This window comes from Halosubterraneus shenae, assembly GCF_050510935.1.
Classification (GTDB): domain Archaea; phylum Halobacteriota; class Halobacteria; order Halobacteriales; family Haloferacaceae; genus JBDGPU01.
On record NZ_JBNLVO010000012.1, the window covers coordinates 18314 to 27197 of the forward strand.

Sequence of the window (8884 nt, forward strand, 5' to 3'; positions counted from 1 at the left end):
ATTGTCGTCAGTCATTAGTTAGCCTTGGCGACGGTTGACTGAGACGATCTCTTTGGGTATCTGTTTCTGAAATGTCCTGGAAACTCGATTGTGCTGCATCGGGCCCCGGAGATTGACCAAGACGAACAACGGTGGAGTCCGAGGCTGCTGTACCAGATGGGCCTCGTTCAAGCTCGCCCGAATCGGCGAATGCACCCCAGAGGAATGGCCACCATCGTCTGAGCCGGTCGTACTCATCGAAGAGTCTCTTGATATCGTCTCCCGGACGGATACCCTCGATGTACGTCGTTTCGAGATCAGGTAAGTCGTAATGGGTGGTGAGGTGGCACATTACTGCACTGGCGACATCACGTGGGTACTCAGGATTGAATATACCCGTATCTGGGTTCGGGTCGGCGAATGGGTCATCACGGTTACTTTGGGGTGTCCACCATGGTTCTAAGTGGGCTTCCCAGCGGCGGTGACCCTCGATTTCTCGGGGTTCGATAATGTCCCAAGCAGCGAGTTCGTTGATGTAGCGGTCGTAACTACTCTCTGAGATATCCGCGGTATCGATGATTTCAGAGCGTCCTATTGAGTTATCTGCGTCAAGCAGTGTTTTGAGGAGTTTCGTCGCTGTTGGTGGGAGGTTAGGCAAGAGGCGTTCCGTGGGGAGATTCGACAGCCCGTACGAGATGTCTCGAACGGTGATGAAGTCGTAACTCTGGGTGGATTGGGCGATATGGAGCATCGCCTCGGCCACATCGTGAGGACACGCTCTGTGTGGGCGATCTTCGGTGCCGAGAACACGGAGGAACAACCTAACGAGCCGTTCGAGATCCTGTTGTTCTTCGTGAAGGTCTCCTCGGTGAGCCACTTGGTAGTTCTTCGCCGACGCGTATTTTTCGACGAGATCTCGGATCGCAGAGTACGAGTCCCCCAGTTGTACGGGTATTTCCATTACCGGTGCTGACTCTTGTCCGTTCGCAACGGCCTCGCGGAGTTCGCTCGCTTCCTCTTCAATAGCCCGCTCGATATCGCCGTGGAGATCGGTCATCGTTGGACCTGAGAAAACCCACGACGCCGTCAGGTGCATCGTTGGGTCAGCCTCGTCCACATCGTATGGAAGACGTCGTTTCAACTTGGTCGGTCGGTCCTCCAGGAGCATTCTGTACCCGGAGTGAATGCCGTACACGGACTGCTTCGGGACGGTGTATCGAGCGAAATCGAGGAAATCGTTGAGGCGTTGCTCATCGCTGACGAGCATCCCCGTATCCGGGACTCGGATGTTGATCGTGACGTCTACACCAGCTGCGTAGTACAGCTGTGTCGCTGAGGCTATGAGCCCGTGCAGATCACGCATCAATTCAGTCCGCGCTTCAACGTCGTCACTGTTCGTGAGCTCTCCAACCTGCTGCAGACACAGACTGCGGACAGCTCCGATGCGATCACGCCATCCGTCGTAGTCCTCTTCATCTTCGCTAAACCATCCAATTTGGTGGCCCCAACGGAGGATCTCTCCGGCGTCACGATCCAACTGATCGATCACAGCATCATCGATTTCCCCGAACTCGGAACCAAGCCGTGAAGGAGTGAGGATCTTACTCAACGCTTTGTCGCTGAGTAAGGATCCCGCGAGACGTCCCAACGTGGGAAGGGGGCCGCCCCACTGAGCGGCTACAAGGAGTTCATCATCAAAACAACTGAGATAGGAGACTCGGCCATCCTCAAAATGCTCAATACGGTCATCGACAAGAGTAACGCCTCGATCACGGCGTCCAGCAAGGTACCGCTGGTGCATTCCCCATGCATCGAGGACGCCGGAGGGGCCGTTGAGCCACTGTACGTAGTCGGCATCCTCACCAGCGTTCCCTGTTGCAGCCATCCAGTCCTCTGCTGTACCAGGGCCGTCCCCTCCCATCGTGTTCATTCGCGCTGGATACACTGTACCTGCCTGAGGCTGAGGGGTCGGCGTAAGATGCGTCTCCAAAGTCGATTGGGTCGGATGGATGATCCGGTAGTCCGGGGTGACGTACTGCTCAACGGCAACCTGTCCTAGGTCGGTAAGTGACGCACTGTTGTATTGGCCACGACGGTCAATATCTACGAGTCCGAGGTCCTCCAGATCAAGGACGTAGCGACCGACTGTGCCGGCCTGCACGTCAACTTCGTCATCTTGCTTGAGGTCACGATAGTCCCGGGTGCTGTCAACGGGGATCTCCCCGAGTAGGCGCAGTCGCCCTGATTCTTCGGAGAGGTCCTGCATGGCTTCCCATGCATCGTTGAGCAGGTCGGCCGATGGTTGTCCATCGTTACCCTGTGGCTCTGTAGTGGACGTCTCTCGGGTATCAGTAAGACGGAGGTGCGCGTCGTACCAGCTAGGGTAGCGTCGTTCGAGGGCCGAGTCTAACGCCGGTGAGACGACCAGACGTACGTCACAGGTGGTGCCGAGAACTGCAATTGCTGCAAGTGCGCGGACGCCTGTCCCTCGGTCAGATAGTGTTGACCATGATTCTCCATCGAGGACTAACGTGAGTTGTGGCGTATCATCAAGTTCCTCGTGCAGTTGGATGGGGCCTTTGGCGAGAGCCTCGATTCCAGCATTGAGAGGCCCACGTCCCGTGCCGATTGTGGTGAGGTTGTCTTGGAGGGAGTCATACCGGCGCTGGTGGTATTTGGGGAGGTCGTCCGAGTCGTCTATGTCGTAGTATTTGACTGCGTGCTCAACGAGTGACTCAACGTATTCAACTGCTTCAGCCTCTGCATCACTCCAAGTGGAGTGCTGTTCCTGGTGGTTGAACCCCAGGATATCCTCCTGAAGACGGCGGGAAACAGGATTGTATCGCGCGTGCGTGAGTACATCTGGATCTTTGTCGGCGACAAACTTGCGGACCAGTCGGATGCTACGCGGAAGGAGGCCCTCAAGGAGATCTGGCATCCACTCCGTCACCCGAGGTGTGACCTCCGTGATTGTGAGTCCAGCAGTAGATAGACTACCACCGGGGACGACCTTCCGGATTCTTGGTTGTTGATTAGACGTTTGCATGCAGTCCGTGAAGAGGTAGAGCGGACTGCGTGGAAACCGGCGAACACGAAGGTCCCAAAACCGACTTGAACCTCCGCCTCCATGGTGTAGACGGGAGCGTTACGATAATACCGCTCCATCCACGGCAAGGACCGGCTCCACTGGTCCGCTGCAGTGATACTTCAATACGGCATCCGGGACGGGGCCTAGGAACTTCGTACCCGGACTGTCGTTTGGATCTATTCATGTGTGTCTTAGCTATCGTTTACTGGAGAGGCAACTGGGCTTGCGCGCAATCCTGGTGATTGTGGTCTTGGATGTGCATTTCTGTGCGTTGCTGGAACAGCTCAACCGGCCGGCATTGCGGCGAGAGCGACAGAGCAGCGGCTCTCTGAAGGCAAACGCTTAAGCCGGTTCGGGAAGAAGCAGGAGGTGTCCAAGCACCCGCTTCTTCGTTGAGTCTCGTTTTCCTAGCTGTTGCTTCGTCTTGTGATTCGGAATGACTTAAATGATTGTGTGATGAGGTTGGGAGACCACTATTCACAGATTGCAGATCACTCTCTAGGAGAGGATTCCTTTTCGAGTCGCATCGGGGGATAGAGCCCCCTAATGCGTCCGGTAATGGAAACTGAAAATTACCCAATCCAATAGGAGTGTTCCTAAGAGTTTGACTTTGGTTCAATTCCCTACCAGAACCAACAACAGTTCTACGAGTCACTCCCAAGATCCTTCGTGTATACTTCTTCTACTGTCAGTTCAGCCGTAACGACCACTTTTTCAATTTTCTCTCCTTTTTTATACTCTAATTCGTCATCTGTCGCTCCAAGAATTCGCCGAGCTCGCTCAGGAATGGTAGCTACATACTTTGGTGGACCAAATTCTAGTTGAGTCGTTGTTGTGTTCCCGACTCTATCGTCTTGTTCGCTCATATCCAACCGTGGGATCCTAGTATACTTAGTATTACTGGGAGGGTGTTGAATACTACTAAGTACGATATAATACCGTCAATAATAGGACTTCCCCAGAAATCCTTCTGTTGGGATATTATCCATCCCTCCGCAGTCTTGCGTTTCATAAAAATAACACTTTTCGAGGATATAAAATCCGCCTATTGAGGGAATTAGACACCGACAATAACACGATATGATCTAAGCCCTATTATTACAGGAACATTTTTCACGATACAGTAAGTGGTACTGAGTATGTCTGAAGGGATGCCCGAAGTTGGGTTCACAATAAAGCCCGATTCAGACCCGGACAGCCAATTCACGAACCGTAATGTTGCGGTTACGGAAGCAACACTAGAGGAGATTCAGGAAGCCATCGAAACCCACGGATTCGATAACCAGTCCGAAGGTATTCGGTACTTCTTGACGCTGGGGATGAGGGCCTTCGTTGAAACGGATCCTCGGAATAAAAAGTCAAGAGACGAAGGGGGAAGCTACACACCTCTAACTATTCGTGATCTCCTGCCAGATAGCAAGGAGGATGCGCTCAATATGCGGGAGGGAGAGGTCCTTGATGAGATCGACGAGAGGTTAGCTGAGGAAATAACTGAGGACCCGAAAATCGCCCAAGAGGGATGGGAAGTATGGACGAAAGAATAGCTGAGTTTGAATCGAACCACAGAACAAAAACACCGGAAGAGACCGTTTGGGAGTATTATCTTGATCTTCGGTGGTCTGAGCTTGAAAAAAGCTCGCGTAAGAACATCAGAGCTGCGGGTCGGAAGCTAGATGAGTATTTAAAAGAGAATAATCTGTCATTTTCGGATTTAAATGCAAATCTTGTATCCAATTATATATCATACTTAGAAGACCACCCAGAAATCGAATTTGACTCAACGATTGAAGGCCATGTCAGTCGTTTAGCGACAATGGTTGACTGGTTTAATAATAAAGGATTGATGGCGGGGAATCCGTTCCGAACAGCACTAGAGAAACATGATTTTGAAACCACACCCAATTCCAGAACGGAAGTGCCAATCGATGAATTGCGTACGGCAATTTCGAAGATTAGAGATCCGCCCACATTAGCGGTGGTCGTCGTTCTTTTGAAGACAGGTCTTAGAATTAGTGAACTAGCTAATCTTGATGAGCGGGACCTTCACCTGAACCATCCGATTCGTTCTATTCTTGATGAGCCACGATCAGATTTGGTCGGGAAACCGGATAGTATCTTCATTGATTCATCAATAAGCGCGGGTGACGAAGTAAATGGAGAAGTGAGAGTGAACTCGAATAAACCAAAGTCAACCCGAATAGTCCCCCTAGATTCAGAAGCAAAAGAAGTGCTAGTATGGTACTTGGCGATGAGAGCAATTCCCGATTCAGAAGCAAATCCAGTATTCACAATAACTAGTGTGTCAAGAAACACCCCTATTGGAAGCCGCCCTGAATGTGGCTACTTGAGAGGCAGATTCAATGATTGGTCCGGTGAAAATGGGTGGTATAACCCTGAAGATCCGGGTTCTGTCAAGCCTCATTGGTGCCGTCATTGGTTTTCGACTGCAGTCCGGTCAAACGTGAAAAGAGATAAAATTGAAATCGGTAATGAAGACGACTATATAGACTATCTGCGAGGAGATTCCGCCTCCGAGACCAGAGACGATTACATTCAGATGAGTTGGGGAAGCAATCACTGGATGCACGAAGCACTAGAAGATGCTCTACCGAATCTGCTCACAGATTCGGAAGGGAAGTAATGTTACTCAACCATGAATCACTCCAATAATACGTCGAACGATAACTGGCCTACTCCAGGACCCAATGAACCCATACCGTCTTGGGGAGAGTACCAACAACTCCGCGAAGCGATACACAGCTATCTTGATCATGAACCCGAGGATCCAGCCTGGAACGATATCTGGCGTGCACTCGGCTCAATCCTAGGTGAATACCAACGCGACGCGTTCGTCGAAGCCTTCGACGTAGACGAGCCAGCTGACACAGCCTGTATTCGCCGTCTCATTACAGGTGCGGAGGAATGCCCCCACAGTCCGTTCGAGGCCGAAGAAGACCCACAGGGACCACCTCACAAGCCGCCAGCAAGTGATCACGCTACACTCTGGCTCGATGACGGTGAACCAGCAGTGTACTCCATGCATGTCTACCCAGGGAACATCGAACGCCTCGATGCCGAGGAACCACCCTATAACATGTGGTTCGACCTGTTCGAATTCGCTGCTGAATGGGGTCTGGAAGTGTCCGTGCTCCCGAAGTCGTGGTACAGCCTCGGATCGACAGTACACATCGTCTTCTATCCACCAGAACGGTACCGGTAAGCGGACAGATTATCGGTGAGTCTCCGCACGCGAAACAGACGTTATCTGACGAAGGTTTATATTATTCGAGACACATACAACATCCGAATGGTCCGTAAAACCCGTATTATACGAGATATGCAAGAGGTGGTAGCGTGAGGATTGACGTCGGAATGCAGAAAGGCGGAGTGGGAAAAACAACAACAAGCATCAACCTCGCAGGAGCGCTCGCCAACCGGGGCCACGACGTACTCGCCGTTGATGCTGACCCACAAGGTGGGCTAACGCTCAAACTCGGTCATCGTGACCGGTACCGAGAGGGAGAGTACGCACTCTACGATGTCCTTTCTGAGATGGGGCAGCTCGCCCTGGACGACCTTGACGAGTTGATCATTTCCGGTGATGAGTTCGATATCGTGCCATCCCATTTACGCAACTTCAGATTGGAGAAGCATCTGTACTCCGAAGCCCGTGGGGTTGAGGCGTTGAAAATTGCTCTTGACCGGCTCACGGCAGACTACGACTATATCGTGATTGATTCCCCGCCAAATCTCGGGCCGCTCGCAGACGGTGCGCTGCTGGCCGCTGAGAACGTCCTCTTCCCATCCCACGCAAACACAATCGCACAGGACTCCCTCGAAATCCTCTTTGACGAAATCGACACCCTGGAAGACAAGTTTGACGACGTCAACATCTCAACTGTCGCAGCTGTCTTGAATGAGGTCGGCCGTGACGGGGTAAGTAACGAGATGCAGGACTGGTTTATCGACACATTCGGAGAGAACTACGTCTTCGAGATTCCGGACTGGGCTGTCGTTGAACACGCCATCGAGTACCGGACATCCGTGTTTGCCTACGACCCCGGTGATGCGGGTTATGCATGGGATGCAGACAAGGCAGAGGCACTACGCGACAAGTACGATGCAATCGCAGCACACGTGGAGGACCTCTCATGAGCGATCCAAAGGACGAACTCGGGCAGCGTTTCGACGACCGGCGACCAGATAATGAGGGTGACTCGGACTCTACGGACAACACGAGTGATGCAAGTAACCTGAATGATTCGGATAATTCGGATAATTCGGATAATACGGGTTATTCAGGTAGTCAGACTAGTTCCAGTGAGAAACCGGGGCCAGATCCGAGTCCGGACTCAACCCGGAACCGCCGTCAGATCCCGATGTACCTCCCTGAGGCGAAAGCAAGCCAGTTGAACTCGCTGTACGAGCAGCTGGATGGGCGGTCGAAAGTCGCCGGTGAAGGAGGGATCGAGAAGCACGCGGACTTCATGGAAGCCGTCGTGGCCCTCGCTATTGAACACGAAGAGGACTTAGCAGCCCGACTTGGCATCGAAACAGATTCAGAGCACAGATCGTGATATAGATGGAGTTCAGGTAGGATATCAAATTGACTTCTGAATTCGCCCCCTCTGACGAACCTTACGACATCGGGGACATCGTTCATATTCACGCACCAGAACCCGAGTACGAACACCGGTTCGGGTGTGAGGTAGTCGAAGTACACCGCGACAGTGAGCCGACTGCAACGGTCGAAGACTACTCATACACGCTGTACGCGTACGGTATCGAGCGCGTGTTAGATTCGAAGTACCCTCACGAGCATCTAATCCCGTCACCGCGTGGGTATCCGAACATCAACGATCTACTCGGCGAATCACCGATTAATGGAGAGGACCTTTTCGGGAAGTTCAGACGTCCCGATCTCCAGCTAATAAACAAGTACCTCACCGCAGTGGACGTTGAATCAGACCCGACGTTGGATTGGCTGAACGAAATCAGAAAGGGTGACGTGGATCGGATCAATTCCGTATTTGCCGAAGTATACCTTCTGTACCACCTGCGGGAGAAGTACGGTGCGGAGCAGGTGTCAATGAACGCTACTCTTTCTGACGGCGGTGACTCGAAGGATTTTGACCTTCGACTCACCACCGACGATCAGGATATCTGGATTGAAGTTACAAAACCCGATTATGCCGCAGAATTGGAAGGGGGATTCGGGTGGGGGATGGGGACACGAACGACGAACTCGATTGATAGGAAACTCAAAAACAAGTTTGGGCCCGCTCGTGATGCGGTTGACGACGACGTAGTCTTGGTGCTCGCAGTGTATCAGGAGGAGCAGATAACACAAAGCTTCGAGATTGGACGGTGGCTTGACGAGGAGTACTATGACATCAGCGATTTTTCAGACGGGTGGGTGACATTCACGTATCTTGGGGAGCCAGACTTCGAGTACCACGCATTCACTGAGAACGGCGCGTGTTGCAACAGCGTATTCGCGGCGTTGACCGAGATTGAGGAACCGCGATAAGACTGCCTGCTTATCCTTGCGGCATCGTGGTGATGTTGTTCTACCACAACGGCTATGAGGCTCGGGTGTGTTGTCCTATGTGGACAACGCAGGTGCTTGGATGCCAGCTAGGAAGATCTTCGAGGACGACGATGAATTCCCAGCCGGTGACCGCTGGGAAGCACTCGCCTGGGACGTCCCTGAAAGCGATCAGTTCCCGGGGGGACTCAAATACAGCTTCCAGTACCTCGGCCCAGCTGACGAAGAAATCCTCCGGTACGACAACGCAAACGACGCCCACGGCGTCG

At 52.5% G+C, this 8884-nt stretch carries 9 protein-coding genes; 7 read left to right on the plus strand and 2 right to left on the minus strand.

The annotated features are described in order from the left end of the window. Nucleotides 1-7: 7 nt before the first annotated feature. Both ACQE3M_RS16280 and ACQE3M_RS16285 read right to left on the minus strand, forming a co-directional pair. On the minus strand, nucleotides 8-2929 hold the full coding sequence (locus ACQE3M_RS16280) for a plasmid replication protein RepH (protein WP_430506574.1): 2922 nt from the start codon (nucleotides 2927-2929) through the stop codon (nucleotides 8-10). Between the two features lie 782 nt (nucleotides 2930-3711). Next, nucleotides 3712-3933 (minus strand): hypothetical protein, encoded by a 222-nt coding sequence (locus ACQE3M_RS16285; RefSeq protein WP_430506575.1) that lies wholly within the window; start codon nucleotides 3931-3933, stop codon nucleotides 3712-3714. 273 nt (nucleotides 3934-4206) lie between these two features. On the opposite strand from ACQE3M_RS16285, the gene ACQE3M_RS16290 reads away from it, so the two are divergent. From ACQE3M_RS16290 to ACQE3M_RS16320, 7 genes are all read left to right on the plus strand, one after another. Beyond that, entirely contained in the window at nucleotides 4207-4611 is a 405-nt protein-coding gene (locus ACQE3M_RS16290; protein WP_430506576.1) for a hypothetical protein, read from the plus strand. Beyond that, nucleotides 4596-5708 carry a tyrosine-type recombinase/integrase gene (locus ACQE3M_RS16295; RefSeq protein WP_430506577.1) on the plus strand — a complete coding sequence of 371 codons (1113 nt, stop codon included), beginning with the start codon at nucleotides 4596-4598 and terminating at the stop codon, nucleotides 5706-5708. Before ACQE3M_RS16290 ends, ACQE3M_RS16295 begins: the two co-directional genes overlap by 16 nt. A gap of 12 nt (nucleotides 5709-5720) precedes the next feature. Next, complete coding sequence (locus ACQE3M_RS16300; protein WP_430506578.1) at nucleotides 5721-6287, plus strand: hypothetical protein; 567 nt, start codon at nucleotides 5721-5723, stop codon at nucleotides 6285-6287. Between the two features lie 134 nt (nucleotides 6288-6421). After that, nucleotides 6422-7222, plus strand: coding sequence for a ParA family protein (locus tag ACQE3M_RS16305; RefSeq protein ID WP_430506579.1), 801 nt, complete (start codon nucleotides 6422-6424; stop codon nucleotides 7220-7222). Continuing rightward, nucleotides 7219-7644: a hypothetical protein gene (locus ACQE3M_RS16310; RefSeq protein WP_430506580.1), complete on the plus strand. Its 426-nt coding sequence runs from the start codon at nucleotides 7219-7221 to the stop codon at nucleotides 7642-7644. Before ACQE3M_RS16305 ends, ACQE3M_RS16310 begins: the two co-directional genes overlap by 4 nt. A 29-nt stretch (nucleotides 7645-7673) precedes the next feature. Continuing rightward, nucleotides 7674-8597 carry a hypothetical protein gene (locus tag ACQE3M_RS16315; protein ID WP_430506581.1) on the plus strand — a complete coding sequence of 308 codons (924 nt, stop codon included), beginning with the start codon at nucleotides 7674-7676 and terminating at the stop codon, nucleotides 8595-8597. Nucleotides 8598-8697: 100 nt separating this feature from the next. Continuing rightward, nucleotides 8698-8884: toxin-antitoxin system TumE family protein (locus ACQE3M_RS16320; protein ID WP_430506582.1), on the plus strand; the 187-nt coding region annotated here is incomplete at its 3' end.

Bases quoted from the DNA above. Each gene is read 5' to 3' on its own strand.
- ACQE3M_RS16295 (WP_430506577.1), top strand. From the start codon at position 4,596: ATGGACGAAAGAATAGCTGAGTTTGAATCGAACCACAGAACAAAAACA.
- ACQE3M_RS16290 (WP_430506576.1), top strand. From the start codon at position 4,207: ATGTCTGAAGGGATGCCCGAAGTTGGGTTCACAATAAAGCCCGATTCA.
- ACQE3M_RS16285 (WP_430506575.1), bottom strand. From the start codon at position 3,933: ATGAGCGAACAAGACGATAGAGTCGGGAACACAACAACGACTCAACTA.
- ACQE3M_RS16310 (WP_430506580.1), top strand. From the start codon at position 7,219: ATGAGCGATCCAAAGGACGAACTCGGGCAGCGTTTCGACGACCGGCGA.
- ACQE3M_RS16300 (WP_430506578.1), top strand. From the start codon at position 5,721: ATGAATCACTCCAATAATACGTCGAACGATAACTGGCCTACTCCAGGA.